Here is a 23,150-nt window from a genome sequence, read left to right as displayed (position 1 = left end):
ATTTCAATGGCAGTCGTAACCATTAAAGATATTGCGAAAGCAGCAGGGGTTTCTCCCTCGACTGTATCCAGAGTGGTCTCCAACCACCCGAGAATTAGCAAGGAGACCTCCCGAAAGGTGAAGCGAATCATGGAGGAGATGGGGTATCACCCCAATGTAATGGCCAAAAGCCTCGTCTCCAAAACAACGCAAACCCTTGCCATCTTGCTGCCGCGTCCGGCAGAGGAGTTGTTCAAGGATTTCTTCTTCGGTGAATTAATGCGGGGGATACTGGCCCACTCCACACGAGCAGGCTATGATATGATGCTTGCTGCCGCTACTTCACCTCAGGACGAGGATGATACCATTTCCCGACTTGTATTCGGTCGGCGTGTCGACGGCATTATTTTGCTGTCCTCACGTGTGGACGACCCATTAATTGAACGTTTGGATAAGCATAAATTCCCCACCGTGCTGATCGGACGTTCGGAAGGGCAGCCGCATATTTTATCCGTCGATAATGATAATGTAAAAGCCGCTTATGATGCCACACACCACCTTATTATACAAGGACATGAAAGGATTGGATTCGTTAGCGGCTTGCCGAACCTCACCGTATCGCTGGACAGGATGGAAGGCTATCGCAAAGCTATGAATGAGGCTGGGCTGTCTGTTCGTCCTGAATGGATTGTAGAAGGGGAGTTTCTCCAGCATAGCGGGTATCGGGCGATGTCATTTATGATGAGCCTGCCGGAGAAGCCAAGCGGGCTTGTTGTGATTGACGATGTGGTCGGTTTTGGCGTTCTGCATGGCTTGACGGAGCTTGGTTATACGGTGCCGGAGGATATCAGCCTTGTCAGCTTCAACAATATTGCTTTGTCGGAACTGGCTACACCGCCTATCAGCTCTATAGATATTGGGACTTATCAGCTTGGCTACACGGCCTCCCAGATGCTGATTCGCCGGATACAAGCAGAAACAATTCATCAAAATCGGGTGATCATTCCGCACAGGCTCATTGTCCGTGACTCTTCTGTGCATTCCATTTCAAAAAGGAACTCATGAGATATTCCGGTGTCCCTTCTCTAGACCATCCGGCACAAAAAAATACAACGCCTAAGCCGTTATAGCTCAGGGCGTTGTATCTCATTTTACGCTGTTGTATTCGAAGCTGATTTCCTCATATTGTTCTGCGGCATCGGCAAACACTTGCACAATACCGGCATAGTGCTGCTCGCGATCTGAGTCTCTAATCCATATGATTTTTAAGGGTAGTGGCAGATCTCCGGTAATACAATCCCATAGCGCATCCAGATTGTCGCCGTACCATTCCGGCAGTTCAAGCTCCTGTCTCAGCCAATCATGGACATTCTCATAACGATCCGCATCAGACTGTCTCAATTCCACAATTTTGCTCATTCGGGGACACTGCCTTCCTTTGTAATATCCGTAAATGACTTGTAGTGATCCGTAGTCATGTAGATTAGTCCATCATTGGAGAAAAGAATTCGATCTGCGCCGCGCGGCCCTGTTTTATAATTAACATCCGCCTCGTACCAGATTCGATTTTTCTTGGCGGGAAGCAGCCCTTCCCGATTGCCAAAGCGGTCGCCGCCGATGCTTTTGCCGGGCGCTACTTGGTTCAAGTTCCCTTTGGAGGGTACCCAGCCAAGCTGAGAGGCCTCTTTCTTCGTCATGTAGTTGGGTGGTAGCCCACCGTGTTCCCGAATATAATTCGATACCGACTTAAAGCTGGTTAGCGGTTCTTGAGCATTCTCTTGCCCTTGGGAAGTCCCCGGTGATGGGGGCGGATCGGAGGCCAAAACACTAATCGCTCCGCATCCCGCCAGCACAATCACCAGCAGGGTGATCATGACAGCCAGAGAAGAACGTGTCCAGCGGCCAATCTGCTTCATTAATGCATCGATGACTTTGCGGTATTCCCCCAGCAAGAGCATCACTCCTTCTAACTCCGGAGAGCTTGTATTCTAACAGGTAGTTTTCCGCAAACTGTGGCTAAGAGGCGTTCTTCTGTCGAATTGGCAATTGGGCCAGCGTTCTCCATACCTATTCCACAGGTCCAAGAGAAAACTTTGGCAGCCATAGATGTGCAAAGAGCGACATGATAGCCGTAATCAATGCCCAGAAGAACAGAATGCCGGGCGATTTAGATTTTATCACCCAATCGCAGCCCCCAACCGAAAAAGATAGAGGTTGCAATGATGTTATGCAGATATAGCAACTTAATGCCATCTTACCTATTTCTGAAGCTCTTGCCAATAGCCATTTAAAATAGCCGCTCTCCGCTGCTTTGGCGATAAGCGCCATGTAGCCGATGGCCATAATTCTCAATGTATTGTTCTACATTCCCTGGTCAGCCTGAAGTAGGCTCCGGCGTTATTCCCGGGGGTGGAGGCAACGAACGGTTGCCGTTGCTGGCAGGTCGAGGCCGTGCGCTTGAAATCATTTTGGGCAGCGACGATTTCGATGCCGAGACAGCCGAACGTTACGGCTGGATTAACCGTGCGGTTCTGGACGCAGAGTTGGACGGCTTCGTACGTAATTTGGCCCTCCGAATTGCTTCTTTTGACAAGGAAGCGCTGGCTGAAGCAAAAGCGCTGGTGAATAATACAGGACTGCCGCCAGTGGCTGATTTGCTGGCATCGGCTAAAGTGTTCGTGGCTAGAGCATCTGCACCGACGACGCTGGCCAAACTGCCAGATCTCTTCGCGCGTGGACTTGGTCGTCCTGGCGACTTTGAACTCAATCTCGGTCGGAATCTCGGTCCGTCTTCATGACGAGAAGCAAGCAATTCGATTTTGAAACCGTATTGACAAGAGCGATGAAGGCTTTTTGGAGCCAAGGCTATGAGAAAACGTCCATGCAGGATTAGACCAGTCGATGTGCAGCTTCCAAAGTAATGGCCAATATGTCCTTCAGTTGGAGCATTATATAGTAATTTTATGAGAAGCCCTCCCAGGAGCTTCTCTTTTTCGTATTGCTTTTTGTTATGCGCTGCAGGTCAGAGCAAATAATGACAGAATCATGCTAATGGATGACAAGTGCATTGACCCAGGTACCCTATAAACTATAGCTATGGAAATTCCATATGCAATTGAGCTGCTGCAAGCAGTTCCATCCATAACTTAGGGAGGCTATCGACTATGGGCAACAATTTTAAGATTCCCGCGCAAGCTTTGAAATCAGTCGGTACAAACCCGATTGTAACCGCTATCTTTACTGCCGATCCTTCGGCTCATGTATGGGAGGATGGCAGGATATATATCTATGCCTCGCATGATATGGACCCGGCCCGCGGCTGTGATTAATGGACCGCTATCACGTCTACTCATCGGAGGACATGGTCAACTGGCTAGACGAAGGTGAAATTTTGCGCTCCGAAGATGTCACTTGGGGAAGGCCGGAAGGGGGATTCATGTGGGCCCCGGATTGTGCTTACAAGAATGGCACCTACTATTTTTACTACCCGCATCCGAGTGGCTCCGACTGGAACAACTCCTGGAAGATCGGGGTAGCCACAAGCAAGCAGCCCGGCACAGGGTTCATGGACCAAGGATATATCCCGGGTCTTGGCGCATTCGCAATGATCGACCCGTGTGTCTTTGTAGATGATGACAATCGGGCTTATATGTATTACGGTGGCGGCGGCCGATGTGTCGCTGGGGAATTAAATGAGGATATGATGTCCATCAAGGGCGAAATGCATGACATGAACACGCTGGAGGATTTTCATGAGGCGACATGGGTGTTCAAGAGAAACGGGGTCTATTATCTAACTTACTCGGACAATGTTCATGACAACAATCAGATGCGATATGCCACTAGCGACAATCCGCTTGGCCCATGGACGTATCAGGGAGTATTCCTGGAAACGACGGGTTGCTCTACTAGCCATGGTTCGGTAGCCGAGTTCAAGGGCAAGTGGTACTTGTTCTACCACAACCAGGAGATTTCGAATCAGGGCAATTTGCGAAGCATGTGCATTGATGAGCTGCATTTTAATGAAGACGGCAGTATTCGTATCGTAACGCAGACTGTTCGAGGGCTTGCTCCTGCAGGAACTTTGGCGGAAACGACTGAATATCCGCTCTACCGTGTTAGTGAGGCAGGGGGTGGTGCAGGTATTTCACTTGATGATGCAGGGAACAAAGTTGCCGCCAATCTGACTGCCCCGGAAGCTTATTGCGTCTTCACCGGAATTGATGGCGCGAGTGGCGGAAGAGCCGCACTCTACATCGATTATGCAACCAGTCAGGAGCTTGGCAAATTGCATCTGTTCGTCAATGGTGAAGACTCGTCCCTGATTAATGCGACGGGAACGGACAATGACTCCGAATATAACGGTTGTGTCCATATCACCGTCCGCTTGAATCCCGGCAGTGACAATACGATTAAGCTGACGGGCGGTTATGGAGAAATCCGTGTAAAAGGAATTACTGCCGTTTCATTCGGTAACTAAATAGCACTAGCTTGCAAGGTCATGATTGTAAGGGACCCTGACAGTTACGAACAAAGTTCCGACCTGTCAGGGCCCCCGCTCATTAGTATTGGTTTACCAGTGCTTTTCCAACGCTTCTTCGCTTGGGTTGAAGCCATTTCTAGCGTAAAACGGTCTCATAGCCCTCTACCGAGAAGTCCCAACGCATCCGTACCTCATCTATATCCTCTAATGCAGCCAGACGTATAATTGACATAGGGGGCTCCTTGCGACGTATAATAATAACTCATTTGTGTTTTTCACTGCTATAGTGATGCAAATAATGCGATGGAAAGCGCTTATGCAATCTTAAGTTAGAACCCAAAATATTCGTACTCTTCATTAGCAATTATCTGTTCTCCATAACCATCGAAGAAGGCGCAATGGTCTTTGGTTGATTAGAATCGACCCAGAAAGCATACTCCACTAAATTGAAAAGTGTTGGTAAAGGAATAACCCCCTGTACCAACACTTTTTCGTTTTGAACATGATATTGAATAGACTGTAATGGAGAATGGATTATTTTCGTTCCAGTTCCAGCATACGTTGAATGAAAATAACCGCTTCCGCTCGTGTTGCCGTGCCGTTGGGCACGAATAGATTAGCTTTACGGCCTTTTACGATGCCAAGGTCGGATGCCAAAGCTATGGATGACCTCGCCCATGCCGGAATCTCCTTATCGTCTGCAAACTTCGTTGACGAACTGGTAGCTTGCGTTAAATTTAACGCTCTAACAATTACCGACGTCAATTCGGCCCGAGAGATAGGGGCATTCGGGCGAAAGCTTCCATCGCCGAAACCCGATATTAGCTTATGCTTTACCGCCAAAGCAATAGATTGATGCGCCCAAGCCCCAATATCCTTATTATCCTTAAATGAAACCGTCGTATCCTCATCCATATCCCTATATCCCAAAGCTTTTACAAGCAGCTTCACAAACTCGGCGCGGGTAATTTCTTGGTTTGGCCGGAAGCTGTTGTTGGCATAGCCGTTCGCCCATCCATCGGTTACGGCCCGATTAATGGAGGCTTCTGCCCAGTGACCGAGCACATCTGCAAAGGCCACTGGCTGCTTAGTACCTGTTCCAGGATTTGTTCCAGGGTCTGTCCCAGGATTTGTTCCAGGGTCTGTTCCCGGATTTGTTCCAGGATTTGTTCCAGGATTTGTTCCAGGATTTGTTCCAGGATTTGTTCCAGGATTTGTTCCAGGGTCTGTCCCAGGATCTGTTCCGGGACCCTCTTCTCCTGTGTTGCTTACAACAACGACGGGAACGGTCGTTTCACTGCCGCCGAATTGTGCGGTCAACGTCATTTCACCCGCTTTATGTCCGGTTACAAGACCGTTAGCGCTGATTGTAGCAATCGAAGAATCCGATACCGAATAAGCGCTATCCGCGGTTACGTCCTTCGTCTCTCCATCCCAGTAATGAGCAGTTACGGTCGTTGCAACGCTCGTCCCAACTACAGCTTCGTAGCGGTTCATGTCGAAAACAATTTTGGAAACAACGGGGACGAAGCTCACTTCCACCGGGTTTCCTAGTAGTATGCCTTCCCGCATCACTGTAACCGTCGCCTTACCGGGTGTTAGTGACGTTATATACGTCGAATACACCCCATACGCCGTTTCCGTAACGGACCCGATTTCGCCTAGGTCTGTTGCAAAAGTCACGTTACCACCGCTTTGCGTCAATGCGTTGCCAAATTTATCATAGAGATGAAGCACGATCGTCGCTTTACTCTCCCCGTTGGCAGGCAAACTGTCAGGCTCTAGTTCCAACACGGAATTGGCCGCGTCAGGATCACTAGACAAAAAGTTCACTTCAGTTGCAAGACCTAGAGGAACATCGTTAATAACTACACTTACAATAGATTTACCCGCTTCCGTGGATGATAACTGTGCTTCGAACTTACCGGAAGCAAGCTCTGTTAAAGGTCCTAGAGTTCCACGTGTTGCCGTAAGCGACACATTGGGCACGCTAGACGACATCGTGTTCCCCCAAGCATCTTTAATTTCTAATGTTAAAGTAGTCGAACTTGTCCCGTCTGCGATAACCGAAGTCGGAGCCGCATAAAAAGAGGAGGCGTTGGCGCTCGGATCTCCGGAAGCCACTTGAACAGTAAGCTTGGTCAAAACCTTTAATCCATTGATCGTAGCTGTAATTTCACTTGCACCTACCCGCTCCGATTTGAACGTAGCCACGAATTTCCCCTCATTCGCATAGGTTACGGCTCCGACGACGCCATAATTTGCTTCCATTTGCACCTGATCGGTGCCAATGTTCAGAGCCTTTCCTGTGCTATCCGCAAGCTGAAGCGACACCTGAACCGAATCGCCAGCCTTTGCGGTTCGGGCTGTATCCGCTGTCCATATCGTTTTCGAAAGAGTACCAAAGGTCAATTGCGCAAGCTTACGGATCTCCGTCTCCGTTCGATTGCCTCCCAATGCATTAAAAAGATTACTGCCTACGCTCCATACGGAGCCGTCGGCCCGCAAAATGCTTGTATGTGCATTGCCCGCCACCGCCAATACGATGTCGGTAACCGGCGTTCCGTCTTCGCTATCCGTAACTTGACCCGGTATGGGTACAGCAGGCTGGTCCCAATTTCTGCCCAATTGATATTGGAACGATCCGCTGGGGTCATTTCGATTGGAGCCCCACGTCCATAACGTTCCATCGTTTTTTACCGCAACGTTGTGAAGAAACCCCGCGGCCATCAGCTTGACATTGCCGAAAGGGCTGCCGTCCTCTGATACGACCGGCCGGGCGCTGGTCGCCATCTGAAAATCGCCTCTTCCCAGCTGTCCGCTGTAATTATCTCCCCAGGCCCATAGCACACCATCCTCCTTGAGGGCGAGCGAGTTATAGCCTTTGGCCGATATTTGCTTCACTCCAGTCAATTTACCGGAGCCGTCTCCGTCGATGACGAACACGGGATACGATTTATTCGTTTGCGTTCCGTTGCCCAACTGTCCGTTGCTGTTCATTCCCCAAGCCAGCACTTCACCGGTCGAGGTCAGCGCGAGGGAATGAAATTGACCGGCAGCTACGGCCTTGATTCCGTAAAGCTTATTCGCAGAAGACGCTAACGTTTGAACAGGAGTCTCTACCTTCGTGGTTTGTGTGCCATTGCCGATTTGTCCATAGATATTACTGCCCCAAGCCCACACGCCTCCCTCCTCATCAAGCGCAAGCGAATGAGAGTCGCTCGTCGAAATCTGAATGATTTTTTTATTATTAAACCCGTCTATTTTCATAGCCACGTTGGCATTGCCGTTGCGTCCAAGCTGACCCATGTTGTTACTTCCCCAGGAGTAGACCGTGCCGTCGCGTGTGAGCGCAAGCGAATGCTGTGAGGCCGCCGAAACAGCTGCAACATCAGACAAAAGCTGTCCGTTCCCGTCTTTGACCGCCGAAGCGTAATTCCGATTGCCCGTCACCCCTACTCCCAGTTGTCCAGTTACATTTCGGCCCCAGGACATAACCGTTCCGTCGCTCATTAAGGCCAACATATGATAAGTCCCCGCAGCAATGGACTGAACGGTCAGCGAGGGCTGGGGCACATCGGCCGCGTTAACAGCTGGATAAGTAGCCGTCGTCCACGAATTCGCAATGAATATAATGATTAGACTATATATAAGCTTTTTCAATGAATTGCCTCCAAGTTAGTAATCTTCCATCCAACAGAACTTGTAGCCGAAGCCACGAACCGTTTGAATATACTTCGGTTCCGAAGGATTGGCCTCGATTTTCTTGCGCAAGTAGCGAATATGAACACTTACCGTGTTCTCCTCGCTTGTCCCTTCCAACCCCCAAACTCTGTCGTATAACAAGCTCGCGCTGAACACTTGATTGGGGTGGTCGGCCAAAAATAAGAGAAGCTGCCGTTCCTTGGCCGATAATCCTACCGTTTTTCCGCCAACGATCACTTCGCAGCTATCTAGATCGATGCTCAATTCCTGATTACGCAATCTATTCTTATAATTTGACTGCTTCCAATAAGCGTAGCTGCGCAACTGTGTCCGAATGCGTGCGATCACGACATCGACATCGAAAGGCTTCACGATATAATCGTTCGCCCCACCCTCCAAGCCGGCTACAATATCGCCGCCTTCCTTCCTGCAAGTAACCAGAATGACAGGGATATCCGAGCGGCTGCGAATTTCAGCGCACAGGCTCATCCCGTCTCCGTCTGGAAGGTTAATATCCAGCAGAGCCAGATTAGGCAATTCACTGCCCAGTAAGGCTTGTGCTTCTCTCACGCTTCCAGCTGTCGTCACGCGGAATCCGCTGCTTTCCACGCACAACCGCAGCAACTCCCGAATATCCCGTTCATCCTCAACGATCATAATGTGCCCGTCTGACATTTAAGCACCTGCCCTTCACTCCGATATCGACTTCATCCGACTTTTATTGCGGTATTCCCTCTGAAATGACGCGGCACAATGTACATCCTAGCTACGCCAGTTTAAGAGTAGATTAAGAAAATGAAAAAAGAAGGCTCCCGCTCCTACGCGGTCTCCTCCGGCTCCATCTCCCTTGCATGTGCATAACGCAACGGAAAACGGATATAAAACGTGCTTCCTTGAACAGATGAATGTTCGAGCCCGACCTCGCCGCCATGGGCGTTCATAATTTCTCGACATATTGGCAGTCCCAGCCCCGTTCCCGTAATCGCTCCTGTCTTAGCACCCTTCCCTCGATAATAGCGCTCGAAAATAGAGTCCCGCTCTCCCTCTTCTATCCCGCACCCACTGTCTATTATCCGAATTGTAATGGCTGGCGACTGAGCCCTGAGTTCCTCCATTGTCGCCTCGATGCGAATCGTACCTCCCGGAGCTGTAAACTTCCGCGCATTCGACAGCAAGTTAGCAAACACTTGCTCCACGCGCATCGGATCGGCGTAAATGGCCGAAAATCGATCAGGCCAATAAGGCTCCAGCATCGGTGCCCAGGAGAAGGTAATACCCTGCTCCATCATGTCCATCTGCACCTTCGAACACAGCCTGGCGAAAAAAATTCCAAACGGAACAAGCTCGTAGTCGAACTGAATATGTTTATTTTCAAGCCGGACGATTTCCAGCATATCGTCGATCATCCGCTCCATCACCAACGATTTATCATGAATGACCTGAAGATAGCGGGTTTCTCCCGCTGGAATCGTACCCTTCAGCATTAACTGGACATACCCTTTAATTGCTGTAATCGGCGTGTTGAGCTCATGACTCACTTCGGAATACATATTGCTGCGAATCTGATCGATGTGGGATAGCTTTTCATTGGCTATTATGAGCTCGCCATTTACTTTCGCCAGCTCTTTATTTGTTGAACGTAACTGTGCCATACGCATAAGTCGCATTCCCATGATTATCCCGAGACAGATGATGGCCCCGCCGAAGCCAAGAAAGACCCAGCCGATCTGGGCAAACGCATGATGAGACGTTAACAAAGTCCGCGTTGTTGGAAAGAGTCCGAATTGTCCGCTCACCGCCCGGCCAAGTACAAGCCCTCCAACAAACAAGGCATTTCCGATTGCGAACACCATGATTTCCGAATTTCTTCGCCGTTTAAGAGCAAGAAAAAGGACAACTATTAACGCGAGTAACAGACATGTCGAGACATAATCGTAAAAAAGTCGATAAAATAGCAACTGCGCTTGTTCACCGAACGACAGCCAACCCGCAACCGCAACAAAGGCATAGATAAACACCGCGTAACCAAGATTACGAATCCACTTGCTGCCTTTATCACCAACAATCGCATACGTGATCAAAATCCCGCTGGCATATCCGATATACCAATTAAAGTGAATGAGCGATCCCCAGACCCATAGAGCTTCTGGTCGGAAAGCAAACTGCCAGCCTCCCCACATGACTGTTAAATCGATAGCAAGACTCGCGAAAAAAACGGCAAAATAAACAAAAAGCGTTTGGCCGCGATGAAAAAAATACATGAATAAAGATACCGCGCTTAATAGAGATAGCACAATTGCCCCGGCCCACATCGGCGCCTCCGTTCGCAGCAGCTTTAGCGCTAAAGTCGATGAGTTGCCCGACCATACCTCGAAGCCTTCCAAATTCTGATGAGGGGAAATGCGAGCCATCAGCACCTGATCTTCATGACCCGTTATATGCTCATAGGAAATTACTCTCCAAGAAATAAATCCCGCTGGCAGAAGCTTCTCTGACTTGAAGACAGGCTTGCCGTCCAGAAATAAAGTAATTTCAAAATCCTTAACTAGATAGGAATAAACCAGAAGCTGCTCCGGTGAAATCCCTTTTTTTGAAAGAGTAGCTTTTAGCCAAAGCTCGTTGCCCGAATGAGCGCCATTACGATCTGAATCCATCTGGGAGAATGGATGCCATTCCGAAGGCAACTGTCCCTTAGTCATATTTCCGAAAAAGTAGGCTTCCCAAGCGATCCTCGATGCCTGATCTTGATCCTCGTGCGAGCGTGCCTGCGCGGGGTTAGCCTGAAGAATGAGGCCAACGGTAAGCAGCACAAGGATAAGCCGTATGAGGTGTAATCTATTCGAATGGCTCACGATATTGATCTTGTCTCCTTTGGTACATCCTCGGCTTGTTTTCTTCAGTTTAACCTGTCCCTTCAGATCCACATCGCTGGGAGCTTCATTAATGATCATATAGATACAGTTGAAGAATGGATTTTGCAATTGAATGGTCCAATCAATAATTCTGGATATTTACCTCATTGATCAAGGATTTATCTCGCCACGGTGTTATTTTAATTCATCTTGTTCACTCCATCAATAAATTAATGCTTCCTCCGTTTTATCGCATTTGAACCTGTACAGGGGCATCCCCGTATTCTGGTATGCAAAAAACCCCTGTGTCCGCCACGGCTCAGATACTGTTCCTGTTACTACCAGGTTCAGTTCCATTAAGCTTCTATGGCTTGATTACAGGGGTGTTTGCAATCTATATTCAAAGATTAGGAGTTAAATCACTCATTGTCCATCCATTGAAAGTGGAAGGTTCCTTCTTGGTCTACCCGCTCGAATGTATGGGCGCCGAAATAGTCGCGCTGTGCTTGCAGCAGGTTTGCAGGCAGACGCTCGGAACGGTAGCTGTCATAGTAAGCCAGCGCCGAAGCAAATGCAGGGACCGGAATACCTCTGGTAATCGCCACAGAGATGACTTTTCTCCATGCATCCTGATAGTTGTCAACCACATTGCTGAAGTACCCATCGAGTAGCAGGTTGTTCAGTTCTGGATTGCGGTCGTATGCGTCCTTGATATTTTGCAGGAAACGGGCACGGATAATACAGCCGCCGCGGAAAATCATCGCGATGCTGCCGTAGTTCAGATTCCAGTTGTACGCCTCGGAGGCTGCTTTCATCTGAGCGAAGCCCTGCGCATATGAAGCGATTTTGCTGGCATACAGCGCCTTGCGCACCGCTTCGATGAATTCCTGGCGATCGCCGTCATAGCTTGATACTTCAGGACCTCTCAAAATCTTGCTTGCAGCGATACGCTCTTCCTTCATGGCAGAGATGAACCGTGCAAATACGGACTCCGTAATAATGGACACCGGAACGCCCAGGTCAAGCGCGTTTTGGCTAGTCCATTTGCCTGTTCCCTTTTGTCCGGCAGCGTCCAGAATGACATCCACCATCGGCTTGCCTGTATCCCGGTCCGTCTTGGTGAAGATGTCGGCTGTAATCTCGATCAGGTAGCTGTCCAACTCGCCGTTGTTCCACTCGGTGAAAATGTCATGCAACTCGCTTGTGCTCACGCCTAGCACGTCTTTAAGCAGATGATACGCTTCGCCGATCAGCTGCATATCGCCGTACTCAATGCCGTTGTGCACCATTTTGACATAGTGGCCAGCACCGTCTTCACCAATGTAGGTGGAGCAAGGGTCGCCGTTGACTTTCGCAGAGATGGCGGTCAGGATTGGCTCGACCAGTTCATATGCGTCTTTTTGCCCGCCTGGCATAATAGCAGGGCCTTTTAATGCGCCCTCCTCGCCGCCGGATACGCCAGCGCCGATAAAGCGGAAGCCTTGTGCGGAGAGCTCTTTGTTGCGTCTTTGAGTATCCGGGAAGAAGGCGTTGCCGCCATCGATTAGAATATCTCCCTGGCTGAGGTGTGGTACAAGCTGATTGATCGTGTCGTCCGTTGCTTGCCCGGCCTTAACCATGATCAGGATTTTGCGCGGTGTCTCCAGCGCCTGCACGAATTCCTCGATGGTGTGCGTACCGACGAAGTTTTTGCCTGGCGCTTCTTCCAGCAGCTCATTCGTTTTCTCAGGTGAACGGTTGTACAGAGCTACGGAGAAGCCTTTGCTTTCAATATTCAAGGCCAGGTTTTTGCCCATAACGGCAAGTCCGACGACGCCAATTTGTTGTTTACTCACAGAATTCCCCTCCTATATCTAAATCTTGCTCAGTTTTGTACGGCTTTTTTCCAGTCGGCTGCGAATTTCTCGATTCCTTGATCGGTCAGCGGATGCTTGGCGATCTGCTCAATAACCGCAAATGGGATGGTTGCAATATGAGCGCCTGCGAGCGCGACACGGGTAACGTGATCCGGGTGGCGGACCGATGCAGCAATGATCTGGGTATCCAGGTTATGCGTACGGAACAGCTCAGCGACCTTGATGACGAGTTGCACGCCATCCTCGGAAATATCGTCCAGACGGCCAAGGAACGGGGAGACGTAAGTCGCACCTGCACGGGCTGCAAGAAGTGCTTGGTTCACGGTGAAAATCAACGTGACATTCGTCTTTACGCCTTTGGCAGTCAGATAGCGGCACGCTTCCAGACCAGCAAGGGTCATCGGGAGCTTGATCGTAATATTCTTGTCGTTGTTGTTGATCTTGATCAGCTCATTGGCCTCGGCAATCATCTGCTCGGCTGTGACGGCATCTGGCGTTACCTCAGCGGATACGGATTCGACATCCGGCACTTCACGCAAAATTTCTTCAATGCGGTCTTCGAACTTCACGCCTTCTTTGGCTACGAGGGACGGGTTGGTTGTTACACCGGACAGGACGCCGATTTTGTACGCTTTTTTGATATCATCCAAATTTGCAGTATCGATAAAAAATTTCATATTGAACAACCTCCATTTTAGTTGAATATAAAAATTTTCAGGCTCTACAACTTGATAAATGACCTTATATTTCATGGCGCATACGCATACAAGCAAGACTTCATGATGACTTACATGTTCGGCCTCTGGCGAGCAGATGGACTCGGGAACGCTCCCAATCCCAGCCCGCCAGAAGACCGTGTATTAACGCTTGGCGGCTATTGTAGCGAATCTTTACAGCAGTTCCTTGGCGATTCGGACAACATTGGCTGTGGAGAATCCGAAGTATTCCAGAACAGCAGGACCTGGACCCGATGCGCCAAAGGTATCGATGGACAATACTTTGCCAGCTGCCCCTGTGTAACGCTCCCAGCCCAGAGAGATACCGGCTTCAATTGCAACCCGCTTGGAGACGGAGGAAGGAAGCACTTGCTCCTTGTATGAATCTGGCTGGCGATCGAACAACTCACGGCTTGGCACAGCAACTACGCGTACCGATACGTTTTCTTGCTCAAGCTCCGCTTTGGCATTCACTGCGAGTGAAACCTCAGACCCTGTTGCGATCAGGATCACATCCGGATTTGCATTCGTTTCCGAAAGAACATAAGCGCCTTTGGATACTTCAGCTACATTTCCTTTAGTTGTTTCATAAATCGGCAAGTTCTGTCTGCTCAGGACGAGCGCTACCGGACCATCATTTTGCTGCAAGGCGTACGCCCATGCGCTGGCTGTTTCATTTGCGTCAGTTGGTCGGATGACGGTCAGTCCCGGAATCGTCCGCAGCGCGGCCAAATGCTCGACAGGCTCATGAGTTGGCCCATCCTCCCCGACAGCAATGGAATCATGCGTGAACACATACGTGACAGGCAGCTTTTGCAGCGCAGCCAGACGAATGGAAGGACGCAGGTAATCGCTAAATACGAAGAATGTGCTGACGAATGGCTTTACGCCTCCGTGCAGAGCCAAGCCATTGCCCGCTGCGCCCATAGCATGTTCGCGTACTCCGAAGTAAATATTGCGTCCGGCGTAAGAGTCAACGGCAAATTTTTGTTCACCGCGGATATCGGTCATTGTGGAATGCGACAAGTCTGCGCTTCCGCCGAAAATAGCCGGCACCGTTTTTACAAAATGGTTGATAGCTTCGCCGCTTGCGACGCGAGTTGATAGCGTTTTGGATGTATCAAAGGTCAGAATGTCCTCCGCTTTGATGAGTACAGTGCCATCAATCGCTTGCTTCAACTCTTGACCAAGCTCAGGGTATTGCGCGCTGTAGGAATCAAGCAATTGGTTCCAGGCTTCTTCCTTGGCAGCGCCCTGTTGCTTGAGTTGGTCGTAATGAGCTCTAACTTCAGCAGGTACGTAGAACTCCTCTTCATAGTCCCAGCCGTATACTTTTTTCGTAGCGGCCGCCTCTTCTTTGCCCAGTGGATTGCCATGGACTTTATTGGTTCCTGCAACCTTGCTGCCATATCCGATAATCGTACGGACTTCAATCAAAGTAGGTTGAGCATCGTGCTGCTTGGCAGCTTCAATTGCTCTGGCGATAGCGTCAATGTCATTGCCATCTTCCACCCGCAGGTATTGCCAGTTGGCGGATTCCGCGCGTTTTTGAATCTGTTCACCGAAGGAGAGGTTCAGCTCGCCATCGAGAGAAATATCATTGGAATCGTACAGGACAATCAGCTTGCCCAGTTTCATGTGACCCGCCATGGACATCGCTTCATAGGAGATGCCCTCCATCAGACAGCCGTCACCGACAAGCGCATAGGTGTAGTGGTCGATAACAGGGAAGCTGTCCTGATTGAACTTCGATGCAAGATGCGCCTCAGCCATTGCCATGCCGACAGCATTCGCGATTCCTTGACCCAGCGGTCCGGTTGTAGCGTCTACTCCATCGGTGTGGCCGAACTCTGGATGCCCTGGCGTCTTGCTGTTCAGCTTGCGGAATTGCTTGAGATCGTCCAGCGATACCCGATAGCCGGACAAGTGCAGCAGGCTGTAAAGCAAAGCGGAGCCATGTCCGGCAGAGAGTACAAAGCGGTCGCGATTAAACCATTTGGAATGGTTCGGGTTGTGGTTGAGCAGCTTGGACCAGAGGGTGTATGCCATTGGCGCAGCACCCATAGGCAGGCCCGGGTGACCGGAGTTCGCGCTGTTAATGGCGTCGATCGACAAGGTGCGAATCGTATCGATTGCTAATTGATCAATAGTTTTGGTTATAGACATATTGTTCTCCTTCCTTGACTTTCATATTAGATGCAGGCTTGGCATCGAACCACCAATGGAAGCCATCCTCTGCGAGCAAGGCATCCGATTCAGCAGGTCCGAAAGAGCCAGCCTCATAAGTGTAGAGAGGGACAAGATTTTCTTCGAATGCTTCGAGAATCGGCTGTACCCATGCCCAGGACAGCTCTACTTCATCCCAATGCGCGAAAAAGGTTGGGTCTCCATTCAGCGCGTCATGAATCAAATTCTCGTACGCTTCGGCAATATTGTCCTGATTTTCATGCAGATTGATATAAATCGGCTTGAATTCTCCGCGATGCTGAGGATCACGCGTATTCAACTGCAAGCTGATCCCTTCATTTGGACTAATCTCGAATATGAGCAGATTTGGCGCAGCGGCATCCGCCTTGGATGTAGATTGTTTGAGCGGTTCCTTGAACTCAATGACAATCCGTGTGGATTTTTCGCGCATTCTTTTGCCGGTTCGGATATAGATGGGCACGCCACGCCAGAAGTAATCGTCGATTTTCAGTCTGGCTGCGACGAATGTTTCGTTCCGGGACTCCTGCGGAATTCCCGGTTCCTCCACATAACCGACAACCGACTTATCCTGGATACTGCCTGCCGTATATTGACCGCGGACTACATGGGCATGAACATCCTGCTTCGAGAGTGTCTCCAGAGCTTCCATCACCAGTTTTTTCTTCTGATGAACCTTCTCGGATGCGCTCTTCTGTGGCACATGAATAGCCGTCATCATAAGCAACTGCAACATATGATTCTGGAACATGTCTCTTAAAGCGCCGACATGATCGTAATATCCGGCGCGCTCTTCCACGCCGACTGTTTCACTCGCAGTAATCTGCACATTAGCGATGTATCGGTTGGTCCATAAGGCGCGGAATACGGGATTTACCTGCTGCAAGGCCTCCAGATTTTGCACCATCGGCTTTCCGAGATAATGATCGATGCGGTAAATCTCTTCCTCTGTAAAGGCCTGACTCAGTTTCTCGTTCAGATCGCGGGCTGTCTGTAAATCCGAGCCGAACGGCTTCTCAATGACGAGCCGCTTCCAGCCGTCAGCGGAACCTAGTCCGCTGCCCATAATGTTGGCAGCAATCGTCTCGAAGAACTCCGGCCCTACAGAGAGATAAAACATCCGGTTTGGCCGCAGGTTCAACTCCTGCTCCCGCTGCTCGATACGTTGATGTAATACTTGGTAGTCTTCCTTGTTCCCAATGTTCAAAACATTATAGCCAAAGGCTTGCAAGAAGCGCTCCAGTTGAGCGGAATCCTGTACGTTGCGTCTGGAAAAATCCTGGAGGGACTTTTCGATATTGGCCCGGAAGTCTTCGTCGGTCAGTTCTCTTCGTCCAAGACCAATCAGGGAAAAGTGCTGCGGCAGTTTTTGATCGAGAAATAAATTATATAAAGCAGGGTAAATTTTCCGTTTGGCTAAATCGCCTGTCGCGCCGAATAAAACAAAAGTAGTTGGCTCCATCTTCTGAAGTCTCCTTTCGGCAGAGTGCAGAATATCGGTACACGGTTATGTCTAATTCCTATTAACCGAATGACCGAAATTTCGATCCGCGGGCTCTGTTTTTCTATAGCCTTACTATAATACAAATCAACTCCATACAAGTAATTAATATATTTCACAGAAGGTATAGATGGTGTCTATGGGGTAGTGTAAGGTTGGACGGCTTCCGTAATTCATCAGTCTTCTACATTATGCCGGGCGGCGGACAGCATGCAGGGGAGCTTTTGCCGGAGGCTGCCAGGCGCGAGGTAGCGGAAGAACTCGGAATTGACATACGTCCGCAATCCTTGGCATTCATTATTGAGGGTGCGCATGATGAAGACTTTCATCGTGTGGACTTCATTTTCCTCTGTGAATACATAGGCGAAATCTCAGGTGCAGTGCTTCAGGGAGATACGAATCAGATTGGTTATGCCTGGTTGGACATTGATACGTTGAACAAGCAATCCCTGTTCCCTTCCAAGCTGAGAAGGGCGATTATGAGGCTGCATGAGAGTGGACGTACGGATGTCTATTTGGGCAACGAGGGAATTGGTGACCCGGAATGTCTGGATTAATGGAGTAAGTCAAGCTGCCTTGTTAAGAAACGAGATACGATTCCTTTTCCATCCCCATTATCTGGGATATAATAAAATTTAGGATGGGAATGAGATCACCACCGCTGCGAAATTGAATTGAACATATACAAGGTTAAATTTTCCTTAGGGGTGATCGATATGGTGAGCAATATTTGGACGGGGAATAAAGTCAGGCTACGCGCTATTGTACCCGGAGACTGGGAGAAATTTCACAACAATGACTACGATACGGAAGGCGCCAGACTCAGCTACATGACCCAGTTTCCCAGATCGGAAGAGGGAACTCGGTTGTGGACCGAGAGCAAAGCAGCGGAAGGGGCGAATGGAGACCAATATACGTTTGCTATTGAGACACTGAATAGCGAATTAATTGGCAGCATCGGTACCCACACAACCGATCCGCGGAACGGAACATTCAAGTATGGAATTGGTATTTTTCGTGAGCACTGGCGCAAGGGTTATGCATCTGAGGCGGTCAAGCTGCTGCTGGGTTATTATTTCGAGGAACTGCGCTACCAGAAAGCAAGTGCTCATGTGTATGCATTTAACGAGGGGTCCATTGCCCTTCATGAGCGTCTGGGATTCCGGCTAGAGGGCAGACTTCGCAATATGGTGTACACCAATGGCGAATATTATGATGAGCTGGTATACGGGCTTCTGATTAGTGAGTTTCGAAGATGATTGTGAACTTACGGCTTTCATTGAGGCGAGCATAAAAGTATAGTATTCGATCAATAGCAGCACATGAACATGAACATGAACAGGAACAGGAACGCTTTCCATTTGGGGGGCCAATGCGGTCTCCCTTATTGTTCAAGTACAGCTCCTATTGGACGCGTTATTGTAAGGAGGGATGAAGTTTGAGGAAGGATTATGATAACTGGAACCCTTTATCGGTGGATGAAATGGTTGCAATCATGGACTCAATTCCTGTAACCTGGTGTTTTGCTGGCGGCTGGGCGCTGGACTTGTACATTGGCAGACAGACAAGGGAGCATGGCGATATTGATATTGTCTTGTTTCATGACGAGCAGGCAACGATGCTTGATGGGTTGGCGAAAAACTGGAGAATTTACAAGGCCGATCAGGGTGAACTCAGCAATTGGGAGCCTGGAGAGGCGCTAACAACAGTAAAGGATGTCTGGGTTAGCAAGGATGAACATTCCCCATTTACTTTTCAATTGATGCTTGTTGATAGAAAAGACGGGGCGTGGATATACCATCGGGAAAGAACGATTCAAAGACCGGAGAAAGATATAATAGCTATGACATCTGAGGGAATTCCCTATCTCAAGCCGGAAATTCAACTGCTTTACAAAGGCGGCAGCTCAGAAATCAGAGAGAAGGATCATCGGGACTTTCAAAATGTGCTTCCGCTGCTCACGCTTGAGGAGAGGGAATGGCTGAAAAATGCGTTGGACAGACAGTTTCCGGGAGGACATGTTTGGATGGCGGTAATGGGGCAATAACGAGGCCGATCCTCTGCGATGGGGAATCTATAATTCTTGCATCAACAACGATAGAGAAGAGAAAATTATATGACTGTTGATTTTATTATTGTGCATGGCTCTCCGGGTAGTGGAAAAACGACATTAGCGAAGAAACTTCATGAATACTACGAATCGCCGTATTTTGAGTTTGGATGGATATCCGAATTTCGTATGTTGGCTCCATCAATCCGGTCAACGCAACGGCAGGAGGAACAGCTATCATTTGAAAATCTGGTGGCTGTCGCGAAAAATTATAACAAACATGGCTACAAGAATGTCATTTTGACTGATCTGGATGATGTGAGAAACGCTCTAAAGACAGCTAAGCCAGATTCAGACCACGAAGCGAAGGGCATCATAAAGCAGCTCCATGAAAGAAAAAGAAGGGAGAACTCTCCCCCTTCTACTACAGTTTAGGAATTTTAAGTACAGTACCGACGTCAACGCGGTCACTGTCTACCAGTTGATTGAAGTCCGCGAGGAACTTGGCGTGCTTATCGGTGCCATAGTATTGTCTGGAGATGCTGTACAGCGTTTCTCCTTTTTGGACCGTATGGTCAGTCGTCTCATATTCAGGCGTTTTGTCGACAGAATTCTCCTGATCCTGGAGTGCAGGAATCGTAAGATGGCTGCCTGCTTTTAGCCCTTCATTCGGATTGAGGCCGTTTTCCTTCGCCAGCAGATCTGCATGGCTCTTGGATTTATAGAACTGAAGCGAAATACTGGACAGTGTATCTCCTGCTTGTACCAAATAAGTTGCCGGCAATGTCACTTTGGAATAGTCGGGCTTGTCCGGTTTTTTGCCGTTGGAGGAGCCTTTGCCTGACGATAAGGCCGGAATCGTAATCTTGTCGCCGACTTGCATATCATTAATAAATACAATATTGTTAGCTTCGGCGATCAGTGCAACATGCTCCTTCGAATTGTAGAACTTCTCCGAAATTGTACTCAGCGTATCGCCTTTTTCAATGACATAGGTAGTCGGGAGCTTTACATTATTTTTGGCGCTGCCGTTCTCTTTCTTGCCATCATTCTTCAAATCTGAGGACGATTGTTTCCCAGACTTGTCTTTACCTGTACCCGTTTGCTCATTGCCTGCAGCCGGTGTGTCAGGTTTGATTGGCTCCGTGTTTCCTGCACTGCCAGAAGCTGAGTGATCTGACTCGGCGGGAGCATCGGTTTCGCCATCCGGATCAGACGAGTCATCTTCTGTTAACGCGGTATTCTCGTCCTCATCAGGTGTCGTCTCATCGTTGTCAGCCGTGATGTCTGTCTGATTAAGGGCCCCGGTCTCACCGAGCTTGCCTCCTGCATTAACCTGATTCAAATATTGATTGTACAGCACACCGCAAATAATAATGAGAACAGCCATAGTCACGCTATAGGCGATAATGAGGACTTTCTTCTTCTTGCTGCCGGAGGGACGTTTGTTAGTAGTGGTATCCGTTTCGTTATCCAAAGCTAGATCTTCTCCCTTGTTTCTTCATTCATTCTCATATTTTATCAGACTGCGGAATTGATATGAAATGGGCCGAATCAGCCATTTCATTCTGAGCAACGCGTTTGCCTAGCATGCACGATTGCTTCTCTTTTTCCCGGAATCCCGATATTCCCATGCATCTTTGTTGATGGTTAACTTATGAATTATGACCGAATGGAGCATTTTGCACAGACCCAGACTATTATACACGACATAACTAAACAAAATCTAAACAAATAGGCAGGATCGACTGTTGCCTGTCCTAAAATCCGCCAATCGAGCCGGGAAGGATGGCAGGGTATGTGGGCATAAAGGCTAGCAGGCTTTGCAACAACCGATGCAGCGGATATTATTGCCATGCAACTTATGTATGTAGACGCAAAATCATCACAAAAAGTTTTTCCCTTGTATGAATTTGCTAAGATTTAAGAGGAATCGATTCTGATGTACTGGGGAAAGCCGCCCGCCGCGATGTCTTGCCGTTCTATCCGGTGATGATGAGGCCATTCGTTCAATGAAGGAGAATGGACGGCATGTCCAGCTGCCTGTAAGACCATATGGCTGGACATGCCTTTCAGTCACTCGGCGGGCTGGTTCATCGTGAAGTTCTAAGCTTAGGATTAGGGTAGTATGGCAAATGAGCGGACCGGAAATCCGGAGGCTTTGAACGCTTTGGGAACCAAATTGAAAATAACCGCTCCCTTTGGCGGCAGCAAATCCAGATTTTTCAGCAGTTCCACTTGATAGGTATCCTGCTCCAATACGTAATACTCGGCAATAAGCGCCCCATTTTTCTGAAAATCTATCGTCGCATCCGTATCAAATGTCTCATGCCCGATGGCTTTAATTTTCCGTTCATGAAACAGAAACCGGAGCGCGTCTACCGACCATCCAGGCGCATGATTTTTGCCGTCGGCTCCTTCATTTTCAAAGGCTTCCTGGCTTGGCCATCGCTTGCTCCAATCGGTGCGAAGCGCGACAAAGGTTCCCTCTTCAATCTCCCCATGTTCAGCTTCGAAAGATCGAATATCTCCAATCCCCAATGCATAGTCCGGGTTAGCAGCTGCTTCGGCTGATTTATCAATAACAACCAGCGGCAACACCAGCTCCTTCAAATCGAGTTCCTCCAGATAGCGCGCATTGCGGACAAAGTGAATCGGCGCATCCAGATGCGTCCCATATTGCCCCGCAAACTTGAAGCTCTGTGCGAAGAAGCCCTGATCGTGATCGAATAAGGTTTCAAACTCCGCTGCATCGAAAGATTGGAAGTGGGGGGAGTCAGGGCCGAACGTATGCGTCAAATCGACCCATTGTTTGGATTTTAGCAATTGGAAGGCTTGCAGTAATTCGTTGGACATATCATTCACCTCGATAATTGATGTAGGATTTCTTAATCATTGCATCATCTGCCTATGTTGAAGCCAAGCGATGATTTCGGTTTGGAATATGTATTTTGTATATTGTATCATTTTGAGTAATTTTATAGGAGATTTATCAGGAAATTTATAATAGAAATTGTCTATGAGTGTCCCTTGGGTGTCGAATCCTAGGAGATTTTTTGGGCCGCTTGCCTGGAATACCCCTTTCCATATACGCCTTTGATGAGAATTTGAACCTTTCATAGCAGTCAGGATTCCTCGTAAACTGAATCTACTGCATGGTACAATAGGATTTAATGCAGAAATCGGTCTGAAAATCTTAATCTAGGAGGCATTCATATGATCATCCAGTTAGGCAGCTTTGAAGTAAGCTCAGGGACAATGATTGTGGCTGACCCCTGCTATGAAGTGAATCGGGACACGATTGCTAGGGGGATACTGGACCATGCTCTGAGTGGCAGCTGGGAGGCAGAGGTGGAGAAAGTGGAACTGGGAGATTGGGGAGAAGTCTGTGCGGGAATTACGGTTCGCCACAGCTCCTGGACCCGGGACGAAATCGACTTTCCATGGGTGAAAGGTGATTTTATTGTTGGCGTGGATAGCGCTCAGGCAGGGATTTTCGACCTTGGAAAATATAGGATTACGGATTCGTGCGACGGCAGCTCCAGTGAAGATTGGTACAATAGATGCTGTGATATTACACAATGCGGTGAGGAAGCGGGAGTACTTGAGGGCGGCGTCGTGACACGAACGGGGATTGGAGCCGGCGCGTATGGTACTTATATAGCGGTTAACGGGCAGAATCAGGTTATTGGCGTCAAAATTATTTTCGTCAAAAAGACAGATTATTAACGGGGGATACAACTCGGGAATGGCGACTGTATAAGTCTTTCATTATACCAGATGACGAGCCTGGGGAGAGGCTG

Annotated in this window: 21 protein-coding genes; 9 read left to right on the top strand and 12 right to left on the bottom strand. The window is 48.9% G+C overall.

Features of this window, described 5'->3' with window-relative positions:
* Positions 1-6: 6 nt before the first annotated feature.
* Positions 7-1,044 (top strand): LacI family DNA-binding transcriptional regulator, encoded by a 1,038-nt coding sequence (locus tag JFN88_RS05310; RefSeq protein WP_199018288.1) that lies wholly within the window; start codon positions 7-9, stop codon positions 1,042-1,044.
* Positions 1,045-1,125: 81 nt separating this feature from the next.
* Here the strand turns inward: JFN88_RS05310 and JFN88_RS05305 are convergent, their stop codons facing one another.
* From JFN88_RS05305 to JFN88_RS05295, 3 genes are all read right to left on the bottom strand, one after another.
* Positions 1,126-1,398 carry a barstar family protein gene (locus tag JFN88_RS05305; protein WP_199018287.1) on the bottom strand — a complete coding sequence of 91 codons (273 nt, stop codon included), beginning with the start codon at positions 1,396-1,398 and terminating at the stop codon, positions 1,126-1,128.
* Entirely contained in the window at positions 1,395-1,895 is a 501-nt protein-coding gene (locus JFN88_RS05300; protein WP_199018336.1) for a ribonuclease domain-containing protein, read from the bottom strand. Before JFN88_RS05300 ends, JFN88_RS05305 begins: the two co-directional genes overlap by 4 nt.
* Positions 1,896-2,046: 151 nt before the next feature.
* Positions 2,047-2,322, bottom strand: coding sequence for a DUF418 domain-containing protein (locus JFN88_RS05295; protein WP_199018286.1), 276 nt, complete (start codon positions 2,320-2,322; stop codon positions 2,047-2,049).
* Between the two features lie 8 nt (positions 2,323-2,330).
* On the opposite strand from JFN88_RS05295, the gene JFN88_RS05290 reads away from it, so the two are divergent.
* The 3 genes from JFN88_RS05290 (at position 2,331) to JFN88_RS05280 (ending at position 4,459) form a co-directional block, all read left to right on the top strand.
* Positions 2,331-2,777 carry an enoyl-CoA hydratase/isomerase family protein gene (locus JFN88_RS05290; protein ID WP_199018285.1) on the top strand — a complete coding sequence of 149 codons (447 nt, stop codon included), beginning with the start codon at positions 2,331-2,333 and terminating at the stop codon, positions 2,775-2,777.
* A 366-nt stretch (positions 2,778-3,143) separates the two neighbouring features.
* Positions 3,144-3,308: a hypothetical protein gene (locus JFN88_RS05285; protein ID WP_199018284.1), complete on the top strand. Its 165-nt coding sequence runs from the start codon at positions 3,144-3,146 to the stop codon at positions 3,306-3,308.
* Positions 3,308-4,459, top strand: coding sequence for a family 43 glycosylhydrolase (locus JFN88_RS05280; RefSeq protein ID WP_199018283.1), 1,152 nt, complete (start codon positions 3,308-3,310; stop codon positions 4,457-4,459). Before JFN88_RS05285 ends, JFN88_RS05280 begins: the two co-directional genes overlap by 1 nt.
* Positions 4,460-4,996: 537 nt before the next feature.
* On the opposite strand, the gene JFN88_RS05275 is transcribed toward JFN88_RS05280, so the two are convergent.
* From JFN88_RS05275 to zwf, 7 genes are all read right to left on the bottom strand, one after another.
* Positions 4,997-8,125, bottom strand: coding sequence for an RCC1 domain-containing protein (locus JFN88_RS05275; protein WP_199018282.1), 3,129 nt, complete (start codon positions 8,123-8,125; stop codon positions 4,997-4,999).
* 15 nt (positions 8,126-8,140) lie between these two features.
* Positions 8,141-8,842 (bottom strand): response regulator transcription factor, encoded by a 702-nt coding sequence (locus tag JFN88_RS05270; protein WP_199018281.1) that lies wholly within the window; start codon positions 8,840-8,842, stop codon positions 8,141-8,143.
* A 143-nt stretch (positions 8,843-8,985) separates the two neighbouring features.
* Positions 8,986-11,019, bottom strand: coding sequence for a sensor histidine kinase (locus JFN88_RS24930; protein WP_199018280.1), 2,034 nt, complete (start codon positions 11,017-11,019; stop codon positions 8,986-8,988).
* Between the two features lie 419 nt (positions 11,020-11,438).
* Positions 11,439-12,854, bottom strand: coding sequence for an NADP-dependent phosphogluconate dehydrogenase (gene gnd / locus JFN88_RS05260; RefSeq protein WP_199018279.1), 1,416 nt, complete (start codon positions 12,852-12,854; stop codon positions 11,439-11,441).
* Positions 12,855-12,883: 29 nt separating this feature from the next.
* A complete protein-coding gene (gene fsa / locus JFN88_RS05255; protein ID WP_199018278.1) occupies positions 12,884-13,552 on the bottom strand; it encodes a fructose-6-phosphate aldolase in 669 nt (222 codons plus the stop codon).
* Positions 13,553-13,765: 213 nt separating this feature from the next.
* Positions 13,766-15,751, bottom strand: a complete 1,986-nt coding sequence (tkt, locus tag JFN88_RS05250; protein ID WP_199018335.1) for a transketolase — start codon at positions 15,749-15,751, stop codon at positions 13,766-13,768.
* Positions 15,735-17,258 (bottom strand): glucose-6-phosphate dehydrogenase, encoded by a 1,524-nt coding sequence (gene zwf / locus JFN88_RS05245; protein WP_199018277.1) that lies wholly within the window; start codon positions 17,256-17,258, stop codon positions 15,735-15,737. The genes tkt and zwf overlap by 17 nt, the downstream gene beginning before the upstream one ends.
* A gap of 194 nt (positions 17,259-17,452) precedes the next feature.
* On the opposite strand from zwf, the gene JFN88_RS05240 reads away from it, so the two are divergent.
* The 4 genes from JFN88_RS05240 (at position 17,453) to JFN88_RS05225 (ending at position 19,782) form a co-directional block, all read left to right on the top strand.
* Complete coding sequence (locus tag JFN88_RS05240) at positions 17,453-17,854, top strand: NUDIX domain-containing protein (RefSeq protein ID WP_199018276.1); 402 nt, start codon at positions 17,453-17,455, stop codon at positions 17,852-17,854.
* Positions 17,855-18,013: 159 nt separating this feature from the next.
* A complete protein-coding gene (locus tag JFN88_RS05235; protein WP_199018275.1) occupies positions 18,014-18,556 on the top strand; it encodes a GNAT family N-acetyltransferase in 543 nt (180 codons plus the stop codon).
* A 179-nt stretch (positions 18,557-18,735) separates the two neighbouring features.
* Positions 18,736-19,344, top strand: a complete 609-nt coding sequence (locus JFN88_RS05230; RefSeq protein WP_199018274.1) for a nucleotidyltransferase domain-containing protein — start codon at positions 18,736-18,738, stop codon at positions 19,342-19,344.
* A 69-nt stretch (positions 19,345-19,413) separates the two neighbouring features.
* On the top strand, positions 19,414-19,782 hold the full coding sequence (locus JFN88_RS05225) for an AAA family ATPase (protein ID WP_199018273.1): 369 nt from the start codon (positions 19,414-19,416) through the stop codon (positions 19,780-19,782).
* Here the strand turns inward: JFN88_RS05225 and JFN88_RS05220 are convergent.
* On the bottom strand, positions 19,772-20,824 hold the full coding sequence (locus JFN88_RS05220; RefSeq protein ID WP_199018272.1) for a muramidase family protein: 1,053 nt from the start codon (positions 20,822-20,824) through the stop codon (positions 19,772-19,774). The two genes, JFN88_RS05225 and JFN88_RS05220, sit on opposite strands and share 11 nt — an antisense overlap.
* 641 nt (positions 20,825-21,465) lie before the next feature.
* On the bottom strand, positions 21,466-22,203 hold the full coding sequence (locus tag JFN88_RS05215; RefSeq protein ID WP_199018271.1) for a cyclase family protein: 738 nt from the start codon (positions 22,201-22,203) through the stop codon (positions 21,466-21,468).
* A gap of 360 nt (positions 22,204-22,563) precedes the next feature.
* On the opposite strand from JFN88_RS05215, the gene JFN88_RS05210 reads away from it, so the two are divergent.
* Positions 22,564-23,076 (top strand): DUF4241 domain-containing protein, encoded by a 513-nt coding sequence (locus JFN88_RS05210; RefSeq protein ID WP_199018270.1) that lies wholly within the window; start codon positions 22,564-22,566, stop codon positions 23,074-23,076.
* Positions 23,077-23,150 lie beyond the last annotated feature (74 nt).

This window comes from Paenibacillus roseus (genome assembly GCF_016424485.1).
GTDB classification, from domain to species: Bacteria; Bacillota; Bacilli; order Paenibacillales; family Paenibacillaceae; genus Paenibacillus_D; species Paenibacillus_D roseus.
Note: the sequence above shows the minus strand (reverse complement) of the source record. Positions and strands in the feature narration are given on the sequence as shown.